The organism is Cellulophaga sp. RHA_52 (genome assembly GCF_007827205.1).
Lineage (GTDB): Bacteria > Bacteroidota > Bacteroidia > Flavobacteriales > Flavobacteriaceae > Cellulophaga > Cellulophaga lytica.
Map to the genome: position 1 here is coordinate 1,974,317 of NZ_VIRZ01000001.1, position 23,444 is coordinate 1,997,760.

Annotated in this window: 24 protein-coding genes; 14 read left to right on the top strand and 10 right to left on the bottom strand. The window is 32.3% G+C overall.

The window, feature by feature from the left end; all coding sequences use genetic code 11:
- Nucleotides 1-59 precede the first annotated feature (59 nt).
- Both JM80_RS08690 and JM80_RS08695 read left to right on the top strand, forming a co-directional pair.
- Complete coding sequence (locus JM80_RS08690) at nt 60-956, top strand: energy transducer TonB (RefSeq protein ID WP_255436734.1); 897 nt, start codon at nt 60-62, stop codon at nt 954-956.
- Between the two features lie 191 nt (nt 957-1,147).
- Nucleotides 1,148-1,606, top strand: coding sequence for a hypothetical protein (locus JM80_RS08695; RefSeq protein ID WP_144709748.1), 459 nt, complete (start codon nt 1,148-1,150; stop codon nt 1,604-1,606).
- A 114-nt stretch (nt 1,607-1,720) separates the two neighbouring features.
- On the opposite strand, the gene purU is transcribed toward JM80_RS08695, so the two are convergent.
- Nucleotides 1,721-2,566: a formyltetrahydrofolate deformylase gene (gene purU, locus JM80_RS08700; protein WP_144709750.1), complete on the bottom strand. Its 846-nt coding sequence runs from the start codon at nt 2,564-2,566 to the stop codon at nt 1,721-1,723.
- A gap of 144 nt (nt 2,567-2,710) precedes the next feature.
- On the opposite strand from purU, the gene JM80_RS08705 reads away from it, so the two are divergent.
- Complete coding sequence (locus JM80_RS08705; RefSeq protein ID WP_144709752.1) at nt 2,711-6,160, top strand: methylmalonyl-CoA mutase family protein; 3,450 nt, start codon at nt 2,711-2,713, stop codon at nt 6,158-6,160.
- An 81-nt stretch (nt 6,161-6,241) separates the two neighbouring features.
- On the opposite strand, the gene JM80_RS08710 is transcribed toward JM80_RS08705, so the two are convergent.
- Nucleotides 6,242-6,631: a hypothetical protein gene (locus JM80_RS08710; protein ID WP_034646324.1), complete on the bottom strand. Its 390-nt coding sequence runs from the start codon at nt 6,629-6,631 to the stop codon at nt 6,242-6,244.
- A 114-nt stretch (nt 6,632-6,745) separates the two neighbouring features.
- Between JM80_RS08710 and JM80_RS08715 the strand changes: the two genes are divergently transcribed.
- The 3 genes from JM80_RS08715 (at nt 6,746) to JM80_RS08725 (ending at nt 9,629) form a co-directional block, all read left to right on the top strand.
- A complete protein-coding gene (locus JM80_RS08715; RefSeq protein WP_034646326.1) occupies nt 6,746-7,198 on the top strand; it encodes an Lrp/AsnC family transcriptional regulator in 453 nt (150 codons plus the stop codon).
- Between the two features lie 71 nt (nt 7,199-7,269).
- Nucleotides 7,270-8,103: a mechanosensitive ion channel family protein gene (locus JM80_RS08720; protein WP_013619933.1), complete on the top strand. Its 834-nt coding sequence runs from the start codon at nt 7,270-7,272 to the stop codon at nt 8,101-8,103.
- Between the two features lie 116 nt (nt 8,104-8,219).
- A complete protein-coding gene (locus tag JM80_RS08725; protein WP_034646328.1) occupies nt 8,220-9,629 on the top strand; it encodes a hypothetical protein in 1,410 nt (469 codons plus the stop codon).
- On the opposite strand, the gene JM80_RS08730 is transcribed toward JM80_RS08725, so the two are convergent.
- Together JM80_RS08730 and JM80_RS08735 are read right to left on the bottom strand one after the other, a co-directional pair.
- A complete protein-coding gene (locus JM80_RS08730) occupies nt 9,619-10,380 on the bottom strand; it encodes a DJ-1/PfpI family protein (RefSeq protein ID WP_013619931.1) in 762 nt (253 codons plus the stop codon). The genes JM80_RS08725 and JM80_RS08730 overlap by 11 nt on opposite strands.
- On the bottom strand, nt 10,377-11,579 hold the full coding sequence (locus tag JM80_RS08735) for an MFS transporter (RefSeq protein WP_144709754.1): 1,203 nt from the start codon (nt 11,577-11,579) through the stop codon (nt 10,377-10,379). The genes JM80_RS08730 and JM80_RS08735 overlap by 4 nt, the downstream gene beginning before the upstream one ends.
- Nucleotides 11,580-11,803: 224 nt before the next feature.
- Between JM80_RS08735 and JM80_RS08740 the strand changes: the two genes are divergently transcribed.
- Nucleotides 11,804-12,454 (top strand): DUF1684 domain-containing protein, encoded by a 651-nt coding sequence (locus JM80_RS08740; RefSeq protein WP_013619929.1) that lies wholly within the window; start codon nt 11,804-11,806, stop codon nt 12,452-12,454.
- A 70-nt stretch (nt 12,455-12,524) separates the two neighbouring features.
- Here the strand turns inward: JM80_RS08740 and JM80_RS08745 are convergent, their stop codons facing one another.
- The 5 genes from JM80_RS08745 to JM80_RS08765 all read right to left on the bottom strand — a co-directional run bounded on the left by JM80_RS08745 (nt 12,525) and on the right by JM80_RS08765 (nt 16,133).
- Nucleotides 12,525-13,541 carry an outer membrane beta-barrel protein gene (locus JM80_RS08745; protein WP_186439763.1) on the bottom strand — a complete coding sequence of 339 codons (1,017 nt, stop codon included), beginning with the start codon at nt 13,539-13,541 and terminating at the stop codon, nt 12,525-12,527.
- Between the two features lie 116 nt (nt 13,542-13,657).
- A complete protein-coding gene (locus JM80_RS08750; RefSeq protein ID WP_013619927.1) occupies nt 13,658-14,938 on the bottom strand; it encodes an ammonium transporter in 1,281 nt (426 codons plus the stop codon).
- 32 nt (nt 14,939-14,970) lie between these two features.
- Nucleotides 14,971-15,309, bottom strand: a complete 339-nt coding sequence (locus JM80_RS08755) for a P-II family nitrogen regulator (RefSeq protein WP_013619926.1) — start codon at nt 15,307-15,309, stop codon at nt 14,971-14,973.
- A gap of 253 nt (nt 15,310-15,562) precedes the next feature.
- On the bottom strand, nt 15,563-15,934 hold the full coding sequence (gene crcB, locus JM80_RS08760; protein WP_144709756.1) for a fluoride efflux transporter CrcB: 372 nt from the start codon (nt 15,932-15,934) through the stop codon (nt 15,563-15,565).
- 19 nt (nt 15,935-15,953) lie between these two features.
- Nucleotides 15,954-16,133, bottom strand: a complete 180-nt coding sequence (locus tag JM80_RS08765; protein ID WP_013619923.1) for a hypothetical protein — start codon at nt 16,131-16,133, stop codon at nt 15,954-15,956.
- Nucleotides 16,134-16,477: 344 nt separating this feature from the next.
- Between JM80_RS08765 and JM80_RS08775 the strand changes: the two genes are divergently transcribed.
- Nucleotides 16,478-16,864 carry a nucleoside triphosphate pyrophosphohydrolase family protein gene (locus tag JM80_RS08775; RefSeq protein ID WP_034646333.1) on the top strand — a complete coding sequence of 129 codons (387 nt, stop codon included), beginning with the start codon at nt 16,478-16,480 and terminating at the stop codon, nt 16,862-16,864.
- Nucleotides 16,865-16,916: 52 nt separating this feature from the next.
- Here the strand turns inward: JM80_RS08775 and JM80_RS08780 are convergent, their stop codons facing one another.
- The gene (locus tag JM80_RS08780) at nt 16,917-17,987 is read right to left on the bottom strand and encodes a branched-chain amino acid aminotransferase (protein WP_013619920.1); all 1,071 of its coding nucleotides are present in this window, start codon (nt 17,985-17,987) and stop codon (nt 16,917-16,919) included.
- Between the two features lie 107 nt (nt 17,988-18,094).
- On the opposite strand from JM80_RS08780, the gene JM80_RS08785 reads away from it, so the two are divergent.
- The 6 genes from JM80_RS08785 to JM80_RS08810 all read left to right on the top strand — a co-directional run bounded on the left by JM80_RS08785 (nt 18,095) and on the right by JM80_RS08810 (nt 23,443).
- Nucleotides 18,095-18,598, top strand: a complete 504-nt coding sequence (locus tag JM80_RS08785; protein ID WP_013619919.1) for a DUF4920 domain-containing protein — start codon at nt 18,095-18,097, stop codon at nt 18,596-18,598.
- Nucleotides 18,599-18,602: 4 nt separating this feature from the next.
- Complete coding sequence (gene mnmD / locus JM80_RS08790; protein ID WP_144709758.1) at nt 18,603-19,265, top strand: tRNA (5-methylaminomethyl-2-thiouridine)(34)-methyltransferase MnmD; 663 nt, start codon at nt 18,603-18,605, stop codon at nt 19,263-19,265.
- Nucleotides 19,266-19,363: 98 nt separating this feature from the next.
- Nucleotides 19,364-19,924 carry a nucleotide exchange factor GrpE gene (locus tag JM80_RS08795; protein WP_038504541.1) on the top strand — a complete coding sequence of 187 codons (561 nt, stop codon included), beginning with the start codon at nt 19,364-19,366 and terminating at the stop codon, nt 19,922-19,924.
- 9 nt (nt 19,925-19,933) lie between these two features.
- Nucleotides 19,934-21,055, top strand: a complete 1,122-nt coding sequence (gene dnaJ, locus JM80_RS08800) for a molecular chaperone DnaJ (protein ID WP_013619916.1) — start codon at nt 19,934-19,936, stop codon at nt 21,053-21,055.
- 121 nt (nt 21,056-21,176) lie between these two features.
- Nucleotides 21,177-22,106 (top strand): ABC transporter ATP-binding protein, encoded by a 930-nt coding sequence (locus tag JM80_RS08805; RefSeq protein ID WP_144709760.1) that lies wholly within the window; start codon nt 21,177-21,179, stop codon nt 22,104-22,106.
- On the top strand, nt 22,106-23,443 hold the full coding sequence (locus JM80_RS08810; protein WP_144709762.1) for an ABC transporter permease: 1,338 nt from the start codon (nt 22,106-22,108) through the stop codon (nt 23,441-23,443). Before JM80_RS08805 ends, JM80_RS08810 begins: the two co-directional genes overlap by 1 nt.
- Nucleotide 23,444 lies beyond the last annotated feature (1 nt).

The following is a 23,444-nucleotide window of genomic DNA, read 5'->3' on the forward strand; positions in this document are numbered from 1 at the left end:
CATACATTAGTCTTTAAAATTTTTAATATTTGAATTGTTAACTATACAATAAAACCATTATGAAATTTGAATTAAAAACAACCTACCTTACTTTTTTTACCATTTTTAGCTTTGTATTTTTATTAAGTGCCCAAGACTACCAAGTAGATGGTCAGGAAATAACATCTTACAGACCTTTTGAAGTGGCTACTGATTATGCCAACTTTAGCAAATGTATAATGCCTGGTGCAGGAGCACAAAATGCTTGTTTTACAGACAATTTACAAGAGCTTTTTAATGAGAACTTAAAGATGCCTAAAGATTCTATTTCTCAAAACTTTAATGGAAAAGTATATTTTAACTTTTTTACAGATGATAAAGGAGAACTAGAGTCTACAGAGATTTTTAGTAGGCCGGAAACTAAATTTATTGAAGAAAAAATAGATTTGGTCTTAAAAAAGCTCCCTACACTAAAAGTGGTTCAATTAAAAGATACGGCTGTTAGCACAGGTTATGTGTTGTATGCCAAATTTAACCCAGGAAAAAGTGTTCGTTTAAAGGTTGTAGATATTAAGGTAAGTAAAGAGAACTTAAAAAAAGAAGAAAAAAAAGAAGCAGGTGAAGGCGATTTTAGCTTTCAAATAGTAGATGATGTACCCGTATTTCCTGGTTGCGAAGAAGTAGCCAAAAGTAGTAGAAGATCTTGTTTTCAAAAAAAAATAGGTAAACACATTGTTAAAAATTTTAGGTACCCAGAAGAAGCTCAAGAATTGGGAATAGAGGGTAGAGTAAACATTATGTTTGTTATTGATAAAGATGGATCTGTAAAAAATATTAAAACCAGAGGGCCACACCCTTTATTTGAATTGGAAGGGCGAAGAATTTTTGCAAAACTTCCTCAGATGACTCCTGGTAAAGTAAAAGGAAAACCTGTAAGAGTACCATTTAGTATACCTATGACATTTAGACTTAACTAATTACAAAAAACTTAATATTTTAGTACTACTTTATACTTAAAGATTGTTAATTGCCATTACGCATTAGCAATCTATGAATAGCTAATTCATTAAGGATAAATACTTAAGGTCTTTGTGTTGTAGAATATTTACTACATTTGGTAGGTTTTATTTATATAATAAAATGTATAAATACTACTAAATTATTTAAAGTGAATTTTATGAAGATGAATAAACAGCTTGGGAAAAGTATTCTTGTATCCTACCTGTTAGGAGCTCCTATTGGGATACTTACAATAATGGCAACTATTTTAATACCTGTTCTTTATATGGGTAAAGGTTTAAGTTCAATGTCTGTAGTTTTTGGTAGCGGTTTTGAAACAATTGGGCTTGTTGTAGCTTTTTTAATAGCACTTTGGATAGGAGCAAAACTAGCTTTTTTAAATATAAAAAATGGAAAATCATTAATTTCAACTTCAATTAAATATTCAACATTAGTGAATTTGATGATTTGGATTATTTTTTGTTTAATTGTTGGCAGGTCTACGGGTAATTATTATTTTTTATTTACGCTTCCTGCAATTACAGCTTTTTTTGTAAGTACAACAATTACAACATTTACAATTGGACTTCTTATTTCTTACCTCATAAAAAAAATAAATAACTTGTAAAAAAACACATTCTTTTTAATTTATTAAATAATGTCATTGGTGTAGCTAAATGGCTAAAAATGTTACAGCTATAAAAACTTTATAATAAGATTTTGTATTCTAGAACACATCAACCTATATAAAAACAATAGTCTTATTATTAAATACCATTGTTTTGCGTTCTATATGTAATTTTACACCTCTTGCAAGTACAATTTTTTCTAAGTCTCTACCTTTTGCAATTAAATCTTTAATGCTGTGTGTATGAGATACCGTGGTAACATCTTGTTCAATGATTGGTCCTTCGTCTAAATCTGCTGTTACATAGTGGCTAGTTGCACCAATAATTTTAACACCTCTTTTATAGGCTGCGTGGTACGGTTTTGCACCTGCAAATGCTGGTAAAAATGAGTGGTGTATGTTTATTATTTTATTAGGATATTGGTCTATTACAGTCTGGCTCACAATTTGCATATACCTCGCTAGAACAATAAAATCTACCTTGTATTCTGCCAATAATGCTAATTGTTTTTCTTCGGCTTCTATTTTAGTTGCTTTGGTTACTGGTATGTGGTAAAAAGGAATATTAAATTGCGCAGCAATACTTTGTGCTTTATCGTGGTTGCTAATAATTAAAGGAATGTCTACATCTAGTTCACCAGAGCTATATCTGCTTAATAAATCATACAAACAATGATCATACTTGCTAACAAAAATTGCCATTTTAGGTACGGTAACTTCTTTGTGTACCTCCCATTTCATTTGGTAAGTAGGCGCTAAAGTTTTAAAACCACTATTAAACTCATTAAGGGTAAGTGCATTACTAAATTCACTCTCTAACCGCATAAAAAAAGTAGCACTTTCTTTATCAACATATTGGTCTATATATACAATATTACCGCCTTTAGTATGTATAAAATTAGTTACTGTGCTTATAATACCAGCTTGGTCTGGGCAATTAATAAGTATGGTTAGCTTCATAAATAATAAAATTAAGCTAACTAATTTAGGGTATTATCAAATAAGCACCCTAGCTTTCTTATATTTTTATAATATTGAATGTTTTTGGTGTAGATTTTTGCAATTTTCGTAAATTGCAAGTCTAAAATTAGCTATTTAATACGAATGGAACAACAGAAACCATATACACCAAAACATAAAATAAGAATTGTTACAGCAGCAGCTTTGTTTGATGGGCATGATGCAGCAATTAATATTATGCGCCGTATTATACAATCTACAGGCGTAGAGGTAATTCACTTAGGTCATGACCGTAGTGTTGCAGAAGTAGTAGATTGTGCTATACAAGAAGATGTAAATGCAATTGCAATAACATCTTACCAAGGTGGTCATAATGAGTATTTTAAATATATGTATGATTTGCTTCAAGAACGTGGAGCTACACATATTAAAATATTTGGCGGCGGTGGCGGCGTAATTCTACCGGAAGAAATAAAAGAATTAATGGACCACGGTATTACTAAAATTTATGCGCCAGACGATGGCCGTAAATTAGGGTTACAGGGTATGATTAATGATTTGGTAGAAAAGAGCGATTTTCCTGTGCCAGCTTTAAAATTACCAGAAAGCACAACGGTTTCTGATTCTTTAAAAAATAAAGATATAAACACCATTGCACGTTTAATAAGCTTAGCAGAGAACAGACATGAAGAGTTTGTAGAATACTTTTCTAAGGTAGAAAAATCTGCAAAAAATGTGCCAGTACTTGGTATAACTGGTACTGGTGGGGCTGGTAAATCTAGTTTAGTAGATGAGTTGGTTAGGCGTTTTCTTTTAGATTTCCCTGACAAAAAAATAGGGCTAGTTTCTGTAGATCCGTCTAAAAGAAAAACTGGTGGTGCACTTTTAGGAGATCGTATTCGTATGAATGCTATTAATAATGAGCGTGTATATATGCGCTCTTTAGCAACAAGGCAGTCTAACCTTGCACTGTCTAAATATGTAGAGGAAGCTGTAGAGGTATTAAAAGCTGCTGAGTACGATTTAATTGTGTTAGAAACATCTGGTATTGGACAGTCTGATACAGAAATTATAGAACACAGTAACGTATCTCTTTATGTAATGACACCAGAATTTGGTGCCGCTACACAATTAGAAAAGATTGATATGTTAGACTTTGCAGATTTAGTAGCTATTAATAAGTTTGATAAACGTGGTGCTTTAGATGCAATTAGAGATGTAAAAAAACAATACATGCGTAACCATAATTTATGGGATACGCCACAAGAAGATATGCCAATTTTTGGTACAATGGCAAGTCAGTTTAATGACCCTGGAATGAACAGGTTATACACCAAAATAATGGAAACATTGGTTACAAAAGCTAATGCAGACCTAAATTCTACTTTTAAATTTGGTAACGAAATAGAAGAAAAGGTGTTTGTTATACCACCTGCTCGTACACGTTATTTATCAGAAATTGCAGAAAATAATAGAGGGTATGATGCTACTGTTGCTGTGCAAACTAAAGTTGCTCAGCGTTTGTATGGTGTTTACCAAACAATATTATCGGTTTCTAATACGCCAAAAACAGCGGCAGATCTGCTGCTTAAAAATGGCTTAGATACAGCTGCAATTTTAGAAGGGGTAAAAGAAGATGCAGATAAAGACTTTTTAAACTTGTTATTTAAGGAGTTTGATAGGGTTAAAATGGATTTAGATCCTTACAACTGGGAAGTTATTACTACTTGGGATGCCAAAGTAAATAAGTATAAACAGCCTGTTTATAGTTTTAAAGTAAGAGATAAAGAAATTAATATAAATACACATACAGAGTCGTTATCTCATTCACAAATACCAAAAGTAGCTTTGCCTAAGTACCAAGCTTGGGGAGATATTTTAGGTTGGTGTTTGCAAGAAAATGTACCAGGAGAGTTTCCTTATGCATCAGGTTTATATCCGTTTAAAAGAACAGGTGAAGATCCTACTCGTATGTTTGCTGGTGAAGGTGGTCCAGAGCGTACCAACAGACGTTTTCACTATGTTAGTTTAGGTATGCCAGCAAAAAGGCTTTCTACTGCTTTTGATTCTGTTACTTTGTATGGTAATGATCCAGATCATAGGCCAGATATTTACGGAAAAATTGGTAATGCAGGGGTTTCAATTTGTTGTTTAGATGATGCAAAAAAATTATATTCTGGTTTTGATCTAAGTCATCCAATGACATCGGTTTCTATGACTATTAATGGTCCGGCTCCTATGTTATTAGGTTTCTTTATGAATGCTGCCATAGATCAAAATTGTGAAAAGTACATTAAAGAAAATGGCTTAGAGGCACAGGTTGAAGCTAAGTTTAAAGAAGTGTATGATGATAAAGGTTTAGAAAGACCTAAATACAATGGAGATTTACCAGAGGGTAATGATGGGTTAGGGTTAATGTTACTTGGCTTAACAGGTGATATGGTTTTACCTGAAGATGTATACGCAAAAATAAAAGCAAATACATTGGCACAAGTACGTGGTACAGTACAAGCAGATATTTTAAAGGAAGATCAGGCACAAAATACGTGTATATTTTCAACAGAATTTGCATTACGCTTAATGGGTGATGTACAGGAATATTTTATAGAAAAACAGGTTAGGAATTTTTATTCGGTTTCTATTTCTGGCTATCATATTGCAGAAGCTGGAGCAAATCCAATAACACAACTGGCTTTTACACTGGCTAATGGTTTTACTTACGTAGAGTATTATTTAAGCAGAGGAATGGACATTAATAAGTTTGGTCCAAACTTATCGTTCTTCTTTTCTAATGGTATAGATCCAGAATATGCAGTAATTGGTAGAGTTGCACGTAAAATTTGGGCAAAAGCACTAAAGTTAAAGTATGGTGCAGATCCAAGAGCACAAATGCTAAAGTACCACATACAAACATCTGGACGTAGTTTACACGCACAAGAGATAGATTTTAATGATATTAGAACAACTTTACAAGCATTGTACGCTATAAATGACAACTGTAACTCTTTACATACCAATGCGTATGATGAGGCTATTACCACACCAACAGAAGAGTCTGTTAGACGCGCAATGGCAATACAGTTAATAATAAACAAAGAGCTAGGACTTGCTAAAAACGAGAATCCAATACAAGGGGCTTTTATTATAGAAGAGTTAACAGAACTTGTAGAGGAAGCTGTTTTAAAAGAGTTTGATAGGATTACTGAACGTGGTGGCGTTTTAGGTGCAATGGAAACTATGTACCAGCGCTCTAAAATACAAGAAGAAAGCTTGTATTATGAAACCCTAAAACATACAGGGGAGTTTCCTATTATAGGTGTAAATACGTTTTTAAGCTCTAAAGGATCACCTACAGTATTACCTGCAGAAGTAATACGAGCAACAGAGGAAGAAAAACTTGCGCAAATAGATACATTAAAAAGTGTGCAAGCCAGAACAGAGGATGCAGATAAATTGTTGGAAGATTTACAACAAGCAGCCGTTAAAAATGAAAACATTTTTGAGAAGTTAATGGAGGTTTCTAAAGTCTGTACATTAGGGCAAATAACGAGTGCACTATTTCAGGTAGGTGGTCAATACCGTAGAAATATGTAATATTATTAAAGTTCATAAATAAAAAATCACCTAACGTAATGTTAGGTGATTTTTTTATGTTTTAAATAAACAAGCTGTAAGCTAGCGTAAAGACTTGCGCCAGTTTTTATATGACTTTCTAAAGCTTGTAATTTCTGTACGTAAAAGATTTAAGTATTCTTTTTCCTTAACACCGTGGTGCTCTAAGCCATTGCAATAACTTAATATGTTTCTGGTAATAGTATTAATAAATTTAATGCTATGCAATTTAGTATGTTTACAGTCGCTACGTTCTGCTTGTTCTATTTGTATAGGTAACAAAATAGCATCTGTTAGTATAGAGTTGGCCATTATGTCTCTAAGGCTACTAGACTTGTATAACTGCAATAAATCCTTATTATAGCTAAAATAAGATGCTAGCTCTCTACTAGTATGGCAAAGCGATAATGCTTTTTTATAAACTGGTACTGTACTAAGATTTCTGTATGGCATTGTGTTTACTATTATACTATAAAATTACATCCTTATTGCTATTGGTTTAATTATGATTGTAAAGTGATTTTTTATTTTTACTTTTGATTCTAAAAATTTTAAACAATAAAGGCTTTGAATAACAAGATAGATGCTATTAGCTGGAAAATTTTAAACTATTTACAAAAAAACGCAAGAGAATCCTTTGCACATATTGGTAGGCAAGTGGGCTTATCTGCACCGGCAGTGGCAGAGCGCGTTAAAAAAATGGAAGATTTAGGTATTATTACAGGCTACAATGCAATGGTGTCACATACAGAAACGGGTTACCAATTAAAGGCAATTATTACATTACGTGCTTTTATGGGAAAATTAAAACCTTTTTTAGAGTTAGTTGGTACTTTTGATGAGGTTATAAATTGCTACAGAATTACTGGTAATGAAAATATTATAATGGAAGTAGTTCTTAGAAATCAGTTTCATTTAGAGCAATTTATAGATAGGTTAATACAATATGGTGAGGCACGTACGCATATAATTTTATCAGATGTAGTCTCTAATGCGCCCATTAAAAAAATAGAAGGCTAAAACATAGGTTTTAGGAGTAAATTTGTAATTTGCGCTTTTAAATAAAAATATCATTTTTTAGTATCGTTAAAATGCAAGCAGAAGATTTAGACACTATTGGAAAATACATACAAATAGCTACAGATAAGGCAGTATTTTTTCTGCCTCGTATTATTGGTGCTGGTTTAGTAATTTGGATAGGCTTTAAACTGGTAAAAAGGGTACTAAAAATGGTTGGTGTTGCCTTAGAAAAAACAGGCATATCTAAAACTCTACGCCCATTTGTTTCATCCTTAGTAGGAGTAGTTTTAAAGGGGGCAGCTTTATTTATAGCAGCATCTATTGTAGGTGCAGATTTAACAGGGTTAATGGCTATTTTAGCAGCTGTTGGCTTTGCTGTTGGTATGGCTTTGCAGGGTAGTTTAGGTAACTTTGCTTCAGGTATTTTAATTTTAACGTTAAAGCCATATAAAATTGATGACTGGATTCAGTTAGAAGATAAATTTGGTAGAGTTTCTGAAATAGGAATTTTTAGTACAGATATTATAACACCAGGTAACAAAGTATTAATAATACCAAACTCTAAAATTACAGACTCTGTTGTTACTAATTTTTCAGAAAAAGGAATGATTAGGTTAGAGTTATTGGTAACAATGCCATACTCAGAGAGTTTTCCTAAGGTAGAAAAAATTATTATAGATGCTTTGTTAGAGCTTCCAAATGTATTAAAAGATCCAATTCCTGATATTGGTATACAAACTTTTGATACGCATAGTATACAACTATTAGTTAGGCCTTTTGTTCAGCCAGATGATTATTGGCCAGTTACATTTCAGGCTAATAAAGCCATAAAAAATGCATTTAGCAAACACGGTATACAAGTAGCTTACTCAGAAGGGGTAGAAATGGGTGCTATTGGTGATTAACTCTTGATTCACTTTTTTTGGCTAGGTTTTTGATGCTTTAATAAGAGTTAAAAACAAATATTAATAGTAATTTAGTTTATAACTATACCTAACTAAAAAACCAAAAGACAACACTTGTGAAAAAATTAGTACTTCTACTGTTAGCATTTTTAAGTTTGCAGCTTTCTGCGCAAGAATTAAAATTAAAAAAAGGAGCTGTTGTAGACAATATAAAGGTAGGGGACTCTTTGCCGTATAGTTTCTCTCTTTTACTTCCATCAAACTTTACAGTTAATAAAAAATGGCCTGTTGTATTTATTGTAGACTATAACAATAGAGAAAAACAAGTAATACGCTTAATGGCTAGTATTGCAGAGGAAAAAGGCTATATTTTGGCGGCATCAAACAATTTAAACGATACCATTTCAATCTCTAAAAATATTTTAGCATTTACAAAAACATTTAATTCTGTGGTAGGAATGTTACCTATTGATGAAAATCAAATTTATACAACTGGCTTTAATAGAGCTGGTAGGTTAGCATCTACAATTCCTGCATTTATTTCTAATATAGATGGTGTGCTGTCTTACAGCTCTACTGTTGGTAATATTGAAATTATTAACGTTAAAAAGCCTTATCAGTACATTGGTATAGTTAGTGGTTATAATTTTAATTATACAGAAATGCTAGCTAATAAAGAGTTGTTAAATAAGTTGAAAATTCCAAACCAGTTATTAATAGAAGAATCTAGAAACAATTGGCCCTCTACAAATAACTTGGCTACAGCATTAGATTTATTTAAAATGTCTGCTATGGCTAAAGGTAATTTAGCTGTAGATAGTTTATTTATAAATAATAATTACAATACTACGCTTACTACAATTAATAAATTGGTTGCAGCAAATAAACTTAAAAAAGCAAAAAACTTAATAGACCAGACTATAATGGTTTATAAGCCTTTTAAAAAAATAGATTCTCTAAAGGATAAAAGCAATGCATTACGTAAAAACAAAATATACAAGTCGTTAAAAAGGGCAGAAAATAATGTGTGGTTTAAGGAGCAATCTTTAAAAAACGATTTTGCATATTATGTAGAAGAAGATGCTTACACACACAATTTTAATAACCTTGGTTGGTGGGCACACCAAACAAAAGAAATAGATAAGTTTAAAAATAGCACCAACCAAGAGCAACAAAAGATGGGATATAGGTTAGAAGGATACTTGGTTGCGCTAACAAATGACTATATTGATACTGTTTTAGCAGAAAAAAATACAGATTATGATGCTCTTAGCTTTTTGTATATGCTAAAAACAATAATTGCACCTAAAGACTATGATCCTTACCTAAAAATAATATCTTTAAGTGCAAAAAATAATGATTTTGGAACCTCTATTTTTTATTTAGAAGAGCTGCTTAAAAATGGATATACAGATGCAGATAAACTTTATAATTTAGAGTCTACTACATTATTAAAACTTACACCAGAATACAACGCTTTAATTGAAAAATATCTTAAGAAAGGACGTTATATCCTTAAGGAATAATAAGGTGTGGTACCTTAGTTACGTCCCAATCTATAACTAAGCCACCAGCTAAAGATTTAGCAACTTCTTTACCATATAAATATTCACACAAGTAGAGAGCCGCCTCAAAACTCTTAGCGCCTCCTGCAGAGGTAATGTATTTTTTGTCATGCACAAATAATACGTTATCTGCTACCTTTAAATTAGGAAATGTTTTTTTGTATAAATCTATATCACTAGGGAAAGTGGTAGATGTAACAGTGTTTAAAACTCCTGCTTTTGCAAGTACAAATGCACCATCACAGTGCGATGTAATAAATAACGCATCTTTATTTACTTTTTTCACAAAATTTAGCATTGTAGTATCTTTTAAATCGGAATCTAAATGATGCTCTGCACTAGGTACAACCAATATGTCTATTTTAGGAAGTTCATCTTCAATATAATTGTAGTCTGGTAAAATACGCACACCTTCAAACGTAGTTATAGGTTTTAGTGTATTAGCAACCGTAAATACATTCATCGCTTTAATATTTTTTCTAAACTTTGTATGCTGAAAAATATCAAAAGGAGCAGTAAATTCGGTATTAAAAGTACCATCCATAATTAAAAACGCTACGTTATATCTTGTAGAATCTAATTCAGGATAAAAACGTTCTTTAGTTTCTACATTATTAAGGACTTCAGTTTTTACAGTTTCTTTTTTCTTGTCTGTACAGGCTAAAGCTAAAGTTAGTAGTATGCCTAAAATTATATTATTTATTTTTTTCATTTGTTTGCAATTGTAATTCGTTTTAAAATAAAGAGTAGTGCTATACCTATTACGGCTATAACGGTAATGCTATTCCATGTAAATATATAACCATTATTTGCAATAGAGTGCATACCGTAATTGTGAGCAAAAATGTGTGATATTGAAAAAGCTATACTATACAGTGCCATATATTCTCCTTGTTTGCCACGTTTAGAACGCTCCATAGCAATTGCGTTAGAAAACGGAAAGGCAATCATTTCGCCAATAGTCATTAGTAACATTCCAACAACTAAAATTCCAACCCATGAAAAAATATTTAGCAATGCAAAGCTTAAACCAACTAATATTAGCCCAAAAATTACATAAGTAACTTTGGAGTGGTTAAGTTTTTCTAGGTATTTAATTAATGGCATTTCAAAAGCAAAAATTAAAAAACCATTCATAGCAAGTAAAAGTCCTATTTTAAATTCGCTAAGTTTATAGGCATCACTGTAATATACTGGTACGGTAGAAAAATACTGTACAAAGCAAAATCCAAAAAGTACCATAGCAGCAATAAATACCCAGTAGTAACCGTCTGTGTATGCAGATTTTGGACTTTCGTTTTTGGAACTATCCATAACTCGTGCTTTTTTAGGATTTAAAACAATAAGCAATAAAATACTGGCCAATACGCAGGTTATTCCGTCTACCCAAAAAAGACCAATATAGCCTAAAGATGTAATTATAATACCGCCCAAAGCCGGACCAGCAGAAAAACCAAGGTTAATGGCAAGTCTAATTAGTGTAACAGACCTAGTTTTATTTTCTGGTTTACTATAAGCAATTAAGGCAACAAAAGCACCGGGTCTAAAACAATCTGCAACAATCATAAGTATAAAAATGCCTGCGCAAATACTATAATAATCGTGTAAAAATTGAAGACCAATAAATAATATACCACTCGTAAATAAACTAAAGAGCATTACTTTGTAGTAGCCAAATTTATCAGTTAATGTACCTCCAAGCCAAGAGCCAATTAATGAGCCAGCTCCAAAGCAAGACATTACAACACCAACATTTTCAAAAGTTAGTCCAACATCGTTTTTTAAATAAAGCGATAAAAAAGGAATAACCATTGTGCCTGCTCTGTTTATAAGGGTAATGAGTGATAGCCACCATACTTCTTTAGATAGCCCCTTAAATGAGTCTATATAGTTTGTGTAAAGTTTTTTCATTTTGGTTGGTATATAAAAAAAGCCTGGCGAAAAAATCGCCAGGCTTAGTATTAGTATAATATATCTATTTCAATATTAAATACAGCAGCGCTGGCACCTTTTTAAGGTACAGATAACCACAGATTTATACATTGAAAGTCTTTGCATTTTTCTTTTATTGTAAAACAAAGCTAAGTAAAAAAGTAATAAGTTGTATTTTTACTGTATTAATTTAATGTAATATAATGAGGTATACAGTATTTTTATTTGTAATGATGTTGTTAAGTTGTAATGGGCAAAAGAAGTATCATACAAATGAGGTTGAAGAAAAAATAGCAGCAACAAAATCTGACAAGCTAAAAGGTATTCTAGAGTATCATAAAAAGTTAAATGATGAGTATAAAGATGCAAAAACCTCTCCGTTGCCTAATAAGTACAGAAAAGATTTTGAAGGACTAGATTTTTTTGAGCCAGATACAAATTATGTGGTAAAAGCAAGGTTAGAGTTGGCTTTAGGTGCAACTCCATTTTTAATGCCAACTACAACAAACCAAAATCAAGAATATAAATTATACGGTAGATTGTTTTTTAAATTAAATGGTAAAGATTTACAACTAGAAGTATATCAAAACCAACAATTAATAAAGCAAGAAAAATATAAAGATCATTTGTTTTTGCCTTTTTTAGATAATACAAATGGTAAAGAAACGTATGGAGGAGGAAGATATATAGAGTTATCTGAGCCAGATGAAGATTTTATTATGGTAGATTTTAATAGGGCATACAATCCTTATTGTGCTTATAGTAAAAAGTATTCTTGCCCAGTAGTACCACTTGTAAATACATTAGACACAGAGGTTAGAGCAGGGGTAAAAGCCTTTAACAAAGAGCACTAAAAAAGAAGAAAGCCTAGCGCACAAACTAGACTTTCTTCAACAACCAAACTATAAACTAAACTTAATTTTTTTAAAAAGAATAAACTGCTGCAATTAAAAAGGTAGATAAGCTTTTTGAAGGATCTCCGTCGTTATTAAAAAACGGTTCGTTATTACTCCAAGCATCTAATCTAACCTCTGGTTTAATTGTTAAATCTTCAACAGTGAAACTACCAGTTAAAGTAGTTGCAAATACGCTAGGCTCATCATCTAAACCATCAACAATTTGTGTAAAATACTCACCTCTTAATCCAAAAGAAGTAGTTTCTGATGCCTTAATTTGTGGGTATAATGCAACGCCAGCAAAACCATTACCATCATTATCAGCGTAAGCACCATTTATACCTAGATAAAAACTATCAGATAAATCAAAACCACCTGTATAGTCAATCTCAAAACCTAGGTTTGCTTTATCGTCATAATAAAGATTTAAATATTGACCAGCATAACCTAATTGTGCTCCAAGAGCATATTGGCTAGTTAAATTATTATCTACATCTGTAACATTCATTACAGCAAGCATTAAGCTAAAATCATCAGATAATGTAAAATCTGCTTTTAAACCAGTATGAGAAAAAGGCCCGCTAGAGAATAAGTGAGACGTGCTGTAGTTAAAATTACCTACAGGAGAAATAACCTCATATCCTAAATACGTATTAAAACGTCCCATTGTTAACTTTGTTCCTTCGCTTACATTCCAGTATGCATACAATTGATTAACATTTAAACCGGTAATAGCTTGTTCTCCTCTTGGTCCAAAAACAAGATCTGCTACTGCTCCAGTTTTTTCACCTTCATAACTAGCAATAATGTTTGCCATACCAAGTGCAAAACCAGTTTCATTAGCAAAAGAAGTTAGAGGGCTTATTAATCCGTTAGCTTCTGCATTATCATCTGCGCTTAAATTTGTTCTAAAGTAAGCATCAACAGACCCGCTAATTTCTAATTTTTTTTCTTCTTCTTCCTGAGCAAATATTAATGCAGAGGATAACATCATTATTGAAAATGATAATTTTTTTAAGTAATTTGTTGTCGTATTCAATTTCATATCAAATAAATTGTAAACCCTTTATTATAAGGGGTTTGTTAGTGATTTTATTTTTTGTTGTTGAAACATTTTGTGACGGAGCGTTCTGCAAAACGCTCCGTTTTTGTTTCTTGTGTTTATTTTTCTGTAGTTGTAAACTCTGGATAAACTTCTATATCATGTTCATGCACATCTAAACCTTCTAATTCTTCTTGTTTAGAAACTCTTAATCCAATAGTTTTCTTTAATATAAATAAGACGATAAATGTTGTAATAACAGCCCATAATATGTAAGCTAAAGAACCGTAAGTTTGTACTAGTAATAAGCTAGCGCCACCACCATTTATTAGTCCGCCATCTATAGCAAATACACCTACTAACACGGTACCTATAAATCCGCATACTCCATGCACAGATATAGCTCCTACTGGATCATCAATTTTTAATTTTTTATCTATGCCTTCTATAGAAAGTACTACGGCTATACCGCAAACTAAGCCTATTGCAAGTGCGCCCCAAGCGTTAACAGCTCCACAGCCAGCAGTAATACCAACTAAACCAGCTAGTGCGCCATTTAGTGTCATAGAAATATCTGGTTTACCGTATTTAATCCAAGTAAAAAATAAGGCTGCAACAGCACCAATAGCAGCCGCTAAGTTTGTGTTTATAATTACACTACCAGTAGCAACAGTATCAGATCCACCCCATGCAAGTTGAGATCCGCCATTAAAGCCAAACCAACCCAACCATAGGATAAATACACCTAATGCACCAAGAATCATATTATGTCCTGGAATTACGTTTACTTTACCATCTGTATATTTGCCAATACGTGGGCCAACCATAATTGCAGCAACTAAAGCTGCGCCACCACCAACTGCGTGTACTACAGAAGAACCAGCAAAGTCTACAAAACCAGCAACATTTAACCATGCATCATCATCAAATGGCCAGTACCAGCTACCAGAAATAGGGTATATAATTGTTGTTAATATGGCAGAATATATAAGGTAAGTAGAGAATTTAGTACGCCCTGCTATAGCTCCAGATACAATTGTAGCTGCAGTTGCGCAAAATACTGTTTGAAAAAATAAGTTGTACCAATCGTCTGCAGAAAAGAAGAAATACCCTTGTTCTGCTGGGCTTAATCTAAAAAATCCGCCTAAAACAGTATCGCTACCATACATAATTCCGTAACCTACAGCCCAGAACATTAAGGAACCTACGCAAAGGTCCATAATGTTTTTCATTATTATGTTACCAGAGTTTTTACTGCGTGTAAAGCCAACTTCTACTAATGTAAAACCAGCTTGCATAAAAAATACTAAAATGGCAGCTATTGTTATCCATAATGCACCCATATCACTGTTGATACTTTCAACAGCTTTACTTAGTGCTTCTTGTTGTTCGTTAATCATAATTCTAATTTTTTAATAGTGTCTTGGTTTGGTTAGTTTATTCCTGCGTGACCGTTTTCTTTGGTTCTAATGCGGTATGCATCTATAATTTCAGATACAAATATTTTTCCGTCACCTACATTGCCTGTGTAAGCAGATTCTAAAATTGTATTTACAGTTTTTTCTAAAAACTCATCTGAAACTATAATAGATAGGTATCTTCTTTGAATATCAGTTGTGCTGTAAGATATTCCTCTGTATACGTGTCCTTGTTTTTCATTTCCTACTCCAGTTACATCCCAGTAACTAAAAAAATTCACTTCAATTTGGTGTAATGCTTTTTTTACATCATCAAATTGAGATTTTCTAATAATTGCTTCAATTTTTTTCATATCGTTTAGTTAATTACAGGGTAAATGTATTTAATAATGAATTATACCCCATATTTTTTATGGGTGCTTATTTAATTTTTATGATATAAATAAAATAACCCCCATTTTAAATAGGGGTATTGTAATTATATTTTAATTTTTTGTTAAAATGATATTTGATAAATGAAAAAAAATAGGATATGACGGGGTATTACAGCAAAAAAGATTGCTATTTACGTGTATTGTTGAATAAAAAAAGATTTTTTATGAAATATTATATGGATTTAGAAATCCATAAACCGACTATTACGGCAAAAATACCAATAGAGATACTTAATAAGGTATAAAAAGTAAAATGCAAAAGATCGCCATTTTTTAATAGAGATTGGTTTTCTAATGCAAAAGTAGAAAATGTAGTAAAGCCTCCACAAAATCCAGTAGCTAATAATAATGCTTGGTTTTCTGTAAGGTAATTACCTTTTAAAGTTAGTCCTATTATAAAGCCAATAAGTAAACTGCCTAATATATTAACTAAAAAGGTTCCTAAAAAGTAGGGTTGAAATGAACTATTTAGTGTTTTGCTAATAAGAAAACGCAAAACACTACCTACACCTCCTCCTAAAAAAACAAGTAACAACTGTTTCATACCTTACAAAGGTAAAAAACTATATTGCTTTTTTGTATTTTGTAGAGATAATATTAAGTGGGTATACTTTAGCTGTTGTTTCTGCTGTAGGTTTGTTAACAGATTTTTTTGCTTTAGCATTGTTACGGTTAACGCTAAACACTAAAAGTAAGGCATTTACAGCCACTAAAATAAATAAAATGTTAAGAAAAATTGTCATTAAACAGAATTTGTTATCAATACAACGCAAAAATACGGTTTTTCTTACACTATAACGAAGAAAGCCTAGTTTTTGTTGTGTGTTGCTTGATTTTTGTGGTGAACGATAAAAATTCGTTAATTTTTTAGAAAATGCTTAATAATAAACAATGAAATTATGAAGATAATAAAGGTAATGGCTACCCATTTTACACCAGAATAATTTTTTAAATGTAATTTTTTGTCTCTTTTATATGTAATTACAATAATAATAGTAAAAACAATAACAAAAAGAGCGGCAAATATATATTGTCCGGTGGTAAACATATTTCTATTTTTGTGCAAAACTAACGTAAAATTATACAAATGAAAAATAAACTTAAAGCGGTAGAGTTATTTCATAAATCTTTTGGAGCTGGGGTTTCTGAAGAATTAAAAGCAGATTTAGGACAGCAAAAAAATTTATTGCGCTTTAACCTTATGGATGAAGAAAATAAGGAGTACTTAGAAGCGGCTAATAATAATGATATGGTTGAAGTAGCAGATGCTTTAGGTGATATGCTGTATATTTTATGTGGTACTATATTAGAACATGGTATGCAGTATAAAATTGAAGAGGTTTTTGATGAAATACAACGTAGTAATATGAGTAAGCTAGGTGCAGATGGTAAACCAGTTTACAGAGAAGACGGTAAAATATTAAAAGGGCCTAACTACTTTAGGCCAAGTATAGAAGCTATTCTTAAAAAATAAAAAAAGTGCCTAATAGGGCACTTTTTTATTATATTATATAGGTAACATAAGGTTATTCAACCTTAAAACGCCATCCAAATTTATCTTCAGCTTTATTGTATTGTATGCTAGTAATACGGTCTTTTAATAAAGTAGCGTAACTGTTTTCTAGGTTAGTAGGTAACATATAGTCATTATCTCTAAAACCAAAACCTGCAATAGGAGAAATTACAGCAGCAGTACCTGCACCAAACATTTCTTTTAAACTACCATCTTTAGCAGCGTCTACTAATTCTTGTACTTTTATTTTACGTACTTCGGTTTTAATACCTTCGTCTTCAGCAATTTTTAAAATACTTTTACGTGTAATACCATCTAGTATGCGGTCACTAGTTGGGCACGTTAAAAGAGTATCATTAATACGTACAAAAACATTCATAGCACCAGCTTCTTCAATGTACTCATGCGTATTGTCATCTGTCCAAATTACTTGTTGGTATCCTTTGTCCTGTGCAAGTTTAGTTGGGTAAAATTGTCCAGCATAGTTACCACCTGCTTTAGCAAAACCAACACCACCATTTGCAGATCTAGAGTAAGTTTCTTCAATAAGTACTTTTACTTCGCCAGAAAAATAAGATCCAGAAGGGGCGCCACAAATAACAAACTTGTATTCATCTGCAGGAGATGCGTGGAAGCCTAATCCGGTAGCAAAAATAAAAGGTCTAATGTATAAAGAGCTTCCTGGAGATTGAGGAATCCAATCACTATCTGTCTTTAATAAAGCCTTAAGGCCTTCCATAAAGTAGTTTTCAGGAATTTCTGGGATAGCTAATCTTTTAGCAGATAAGTTTAAACGTTTATGGTTGTCTAGAGGACGAAACATCCAAATGGTGTCTTGCTCATCCTTGTAAGCTTTCATTCCTTCGAAAATAGATTGCCCGTAGTGAAAAATTTTAGCAGAAGGGTCTAAAGAAATTGGCTGATAAGGCACAACTTTAGGAGCTTCCCAAGCGCCATTTTTGTAATCACAGACCAACATATGATCCATATAAATACTTCCAAACGAAAGATTATTAAAATCAACATCGTTAATTTTAGTGTTTTTTGTTTTTTCTACACTAATTTGGTTTGTAGTAACATCCATAGTATTCAGAATTTAAGTTCATAAAATTAATCAATTATCAGTACTAGTGCTTCTTTTTTAGATTAAAAATGTTCAAATTTGCAATCTATCACTAAATTTTATCAGATATGAAAAGTTTTAACATTTTGCTTGTAGTAATTTTATTGTTTATGTCTTGCAAAGAGGCAAAAAAAGAAACCGTAGTTCAGGAACCTGAGCAAAAAACAGAAGAATTAGCATCTTTTGGTGAAAAAATCACAAAAGATAATGCTAAAGTTACTAAAGAAATGGCATCTGTATACCATAATTTAGCAGTTGCAGATACGGTAACAACAAAATTTACAGGTAAGGTATTAGATGTTTGTCAGTCTAAAGGCTGTTGGATGAAGTTAGATTTAGGAGATGGTGAGCAAGCTATGGTAAAATTTAAAGACTATGGCTTTTTTATGCCAAAAGATATAACTGGTAAGGAAGTTGTAGTAAACGGAAAAGCTTTTATTGAGCAAATGTCTGTAGATGAACAACAACACTATGCAGAAGATGGTGGAGCAACTAAAGAAGAAATAGCACAAATTACAACTCCTAAAAAAACATATAGGTTTGAGGCAGACGGAGTGCTTTTAAAAGAGTAAATATTTGAAACGTAAAATAATAACAACAGGTGATGGTTCTAAAACCATACAAATAGAGGATTGGAACGAACAGTACCACTCTATACACGGGGCAGTACAAGAAGCTTATCACGTATTTATAAAACACGGCTTATCTTTATTTAAGGATGAGCCTGTTTCTATTTTAGAAATTGGTTTTGGAACTGGACTAAATGCTATAATTACGGCAATTGAGGCACCAAAAAGCAATTTAAATATAGATTATACAGGGGTAGAGGCATATCCTGTAGAAGCAGAAGAAGTTGCAGAGCTCAATTATATAGCGCAATTAAATGCTTCTAATTTTGAAGATGTATTTAATAAAATGCACAATGTAAGTTGGGAGGTTAAAACAGAGATATTACCAAATTTTAACCTGCTAAAAAGAGAGCAAAATTTTTTAGACATCATAGATGAAGAAGCATACAACCTTATATATTTTGATGCTTTTGGGGCAAGGGTACAGCCAGAACTTTGGACAGAAAACATTTTTGGTATTATGTATAACGCATTGCAAACTAATGGGGTGTTGGTAACTTATGCGGCTAAAGGTAGTGTTAGGCGTGCAATGTTGGCAGTTGGTTTTAAAGTAGAACGCTTGCCAGGACCTCCAGGAAAAAGAGAAATGCTTAGAGCAACCAAGCTATAATATTATTTTTAATAAAGTTTAGTGACATTTTGACATTTTTAAAGAAATGGCAGTACTTTTGCCATCTTAATTTTCAAGATATTAAACATTAGCATATAATGAGTAAAAAAGATAAAGCTGAAGAAGTAGCACAAGAAGAAAAAATAAATAAAGCTGCTGAAGAAGTTAAGGAAAATACAGAAACTACTGAAGAAGAAACGGTAGAGTTGTCTGTTGAAGAACAATTGCAACAAGACTTAGCTAAAGAAAAAGATAAGTTTTTACGTTTGTTTGCTGAGTTTGAAAACTATAAAAAAAGAACATCTAAAGAACGTATGGACTTGTTTAAAACAGCAGGTCAAGAAGTTATAGTGTCTATGCTTCCGGTTATGGATGATTTTGACAGAGCTATGAAAGAAATTTCTAAGTCTGAAGATAAAGAGCTAGTTACCGGTGTAGAGCTTATACAAAATAAATTTAAAGAGACTTTAAAAGGAAAAGGATTATTAGAAATAGAAGTTGTACAAGGTGACGCGTTTGATGCTGACGTACACGAAGCTATTACGCAAATACCTGCCCCTGATGAAAAGTTAAAAGGGAAAATTATAGACGTAATAGAAAAAGGATTTACGTTAGGAGATAAAATTATTCGTCACCCAAAAGTTGTTGTTGGGAACTAAAAATAAAAAATGAAAGAAGATTTTTACAGCATATTAGGCATTACTAAAAATGCAACTGCAGCAGAAATAAAAAAAGCATACCGTAAAAAGGCTATAGAATTTCATCCAGATAAAAACCCTGGTGATGCTAAAGCAGAGGAGATGTTTAAAAAAGCAGCAGAAGCATATGAAATTTTAAGTGATCCTGATAAAAAAGCAAGATATGATCAATACGGTCACGCAGCCTTTGAAGGTGGTGCTGGCGGTGGCGGTGGCGGCTTCGGCGGTATGAATATGGATGATATCTTTAGTCAGTTTGGAGATATCTTTGGCGGAGGCGGCTTTAGTGGTGGCTTTGGCGGTTTTGGCGGAGGCGGCCAACGTAGAGTTAAAGGTTCTAATTTAAGAATTAGAGTTAAGTTAACTTTAGAAGAAGTGGCTAATGGCGTAGAAAAAAAGGTTAAAGTTAAACGCAAGGTACAAGCAGATGGTGTTACGTATAACACGTGTACTACGTGTAACGGCTCTGGTCAGGTTACTAAAATTGCAAATACCATTTTAGGAAGAATGCAAACTTCAGCTACTTGTAGCACTTGTGGTGGTAGTGGTCAAATTATAGATAAAAAACCAGCTGGTGCAGATGCACAAGGTTTAATTGCAAAAGAAGAAACGGTATCTATTAAAATACCTGGTGGTGTAGAAGATGGTATGCAGTTAAAAGTACCTGGTAAAGGTAATAGTGCTCCTGGTAACGGTGTAAACGGAGACCTTATTGTACTTATAGAGACTGAAGAACACAGCACTTTAAAAAGAGAAGGAGATAACTTGCATTATGATTTATACATAAGTATTCCTGAAGCAGTTTTGGGTACTTCTAAAGAGATTGATGCTGTTGGTGGTAAAGTGCGTATAAAGCTAGAAGAAGGTATACAATCTGGTAAAATTTTACGTTTAAGAGGTAAGGGTATTACAAGTCTAAATGGCTATGGTAGCGGAGACCTTTTAGTACACGTAAATGTTTGGACACCAAAAGGGTTAAATAAAGAGCAAAGAGAGTTTTTTGAGCGTATGAGAGATAGTGAAAACTTTACTCCTCAGCCTGAAAAATCAGACAAATCTTTTTTTGAGAAAGTAAAAGATATGTTCTCTTAAGCATATTTAAAATACTGGGCAGTACTTGTTGCTGCTCATTTTTTTTCCCATCCTTATGTAAATAAGGGTGGGTTTTATTTTTATATGCTACCATTTATCTATCTTTGAAAAAATTGTGAAAATGAATACTATTTTGGCGGCAAAAGGTGTTTCTAAAAAATTTGGAGATCATATAGCCCTAAACAATGTTTCCTTAGAAATTCCTAAGAATTGTATATATGGTCTGCTAGGGCCAAATGGCGCAGGAAAAACTACGCTAATACGTATTATAAATCAGATTACCTTTCCAGATACGGGAGCTGTTTTTTTTGATGGTGAACCTTTAAAACCTGAACATATTGCTACTATTGGTTATTTGCCAGAAGAAAGAGGTTTGTATAAAAGTATGAAGGTTGGTGAGCAAGCTTTGTATTTGGCTCAGTTAAAAGGCTTATCTAAAGCAGAGGCAACAAAACGACTTAAATATTGGTTTGATAGGTTGGATATAGGAGATTGGTGGAATAAAAAAGTGCAAGAATTATCTAAAGGTATGGCGCAAAAAATACAGTTTGTAGTAACTGTACTTCATCAACCAAAATTATTAATTTTTGATGAACCTTTTAGTGGTTTTGATCCTATTAACGCTAACATTATTAAAGATGAAATTCTTTATTTAAAAGAACAAGGTGCTTCTATTATATTTTCTACTCACCGTATGGAGTCTGTAGAGGAATTGTGTGAGTATATAGCACTTATACATCAGTCAGAAAAAATATTAGACGGCAAATTATCAGACATTAAAAATGAATATAAAAACAATATTTTTAATGTAGGTCTGCAAGTGACTAATGAAAATGATGTTTTAAAAAAGTTAGAAGAAAAACATAAAATCTGGACACCATCTTACAACGTACAAGATGAACAGTTAAATTTTAAAATACAACTGCCTTCTAATGATACTGGTGCGTTATTAGGGTATTTATCAGAAAAAGGAAAAGTAAACCACTTTGTAGAAACTATACCGTCTGCAAACGATATTTTTATACAAACCGTAAAAAGCAAAACAAAGTAGTGGGTAAATTAGGCTTAATTATAAAAAGAGAGTATTTAGCTAAAGTAAAAAATAAGTCGTTTATAATAATGACTTTTTTAAGTCCTATTTTAATGTTAGGTATGGTTGCTTTGGTATTGTATTTGGCTATGCTAAATGACAGTGATAAAAGAGTAATTACAGTTTTAAACGAAAGTAGCTTTTTTACTGAAGATTTTAACAACACAGAAAGTACATCTGTTGTACGTTTAAAAAATCTAAGTTTAGAACAAGCAAAAGACTCTACAGAGCAACTTGGGTATTATGGTTTGGTGTTTATACCAAATGGCAATACGTTAGAAGAGGTTGCTAATGCAGCTTACTTTTTTTCTAAAGAGTCTCCTACAGATGGTTTTTTAGATGATTTAGAAGATATTTTTCAGTACCGACTTAAACAAAAAAGATTAGAGCAATTAGGGGTTTCGCAAGAGCAATATAGTGCTATTAGTAAAAACTTTTCTATACACACGGCTACTTTTCAAGGTAAAGAAAACTTAAAAGGGTTAAATGAGCTTAACGCTATAATTGGTGGTGGCTTTGGGTATTTAATAATGATGTTTATTATTATATACGGTAGTTTTGTAATGCGTAGTGTTATTGAAGAAAAGACAAGTAGAGTAATAGAGGTTATTATTTCATCGGTTAAACCTTTTCAGTTAATGATGGGTAAAATAATAGGAACCTCTTTAGCAGGTGTAACTCAGTTTATAATTTGGGTGGTGTCTGGTTCACTATTGTTTTTAATTGTTTTTTTAGTGTTTGATTTAGATGTTGGTGCTTTGCAAAACGGAGGTGCTAATTTGCCACAGGCTCAGGCTATGCAAATGGCAAACAGTAGTATGCCAAATGATATGCAAAAATATGCAGATATGTTTGTGCAAATACCTTGGGTTTCTTTATTTAGTTTTTTCTTGGTATATTTTGTTTTAGGATATTTAATATACAGTTCTATATATGCTGCAATTGGTGCTGCTGTAGATAATGAAACAGACACACAGCAGTTTATGTTACCAGTAATATCTCCGCTAATGCTAGCAATTTATGTTGGTTTTATATCGGTGTTTAGTAATCCTCACGGCCCAGTGGCAGTAGGTTTTTCTTTATTTCCGTTAACGTCGCCAATAGTAATGCTAATGCGTTTGTCTTCTGGTATAGGAGAAGGTGGTGTGCCAATATGGCAATTGGTAGTTTCTATAGCTTTGTTAATAGTAACATTTTTGTCTATAGTTTGGTTAGCTGCTAAAATTTATAGAATAGGGATATTAATGTATGGTAAAAAACCAAGCTACAAAGACTTGTACAAGTGGTTAAAATATTAGT